Origin of the sequence: Nocardia alni, assembly GCF_019038435.1 — a bacterium.
In the GTDB taxonomy this organism is placed as follows: domain Bacteria; phylum Actinomycetota; class Actinomycetes; order Mycobacteriales; family Mycobacteriaceae; genus Nocardia; species Nocardia alni.
This window is the reverse complement of sequence record NZ_JAGPOX010000348.1, coordinates 1-452: the sequence shown is the minus strand read 5'-3', so window position 1 is coordinate 452 and position 452 is coordinate 1. Positions and strand designations below refer to the sequence as shown.

Here is a 452-nt window from a genome sequence, read left to right as displayed (position 1 = left end):
GTGGTAGCTTCCGTCAGGTCACCAGCATGGAAGAAGCCTTCAAAGACGCAGACATCGTTTATCCGAAGTCATGGGCACCTTACAAAGTGATGGAAGAGCGTACTGAATTGCTGCGTGCGAACGATCACGAAGGCTTAAAAGCACTGGAAAAACAGTGTCTGGCACAGAACGCGCAACACAAAGACTGGCATTGTACTGAAGAGATGATGGAACTGACCCGTGATGGCGAAGCCCTGTACATGCACTGCCTGCCAGCTGATATCAGCGGCGTATCCTGCAAAGAAGGTGAAGTGACTGAAGGCGTATTCGAAAAATACCGTATCGCTACCTACAAAGAAGCCAGCTGGAAGCCTTATATCATCGCCGCGATGATCCTGTCCCGTAAATACGCCAAACCAGGTGCACTGCTCGAGCAACTGCTGAAAGAAGCGCAAGAACGCGTGAAATAACCC

Annotated in this window: 1 protein-coding gene; it reads left to right on the top strand. The window is 50.4% G+C overall.

Translation table 11 applies throughout. The annotated features are described in order from the left end of the window. Nucleotides 1-449 (top strand): hypothetical protein (locus JZ791_RS44275; RefSeq protein ID WP_216903966.1); only part of this gene is annotated, 449 nt, incomplete at its 5' end. Between the last annotated feature and the right edge of the window lie 3 nt (nucleotides 450-452).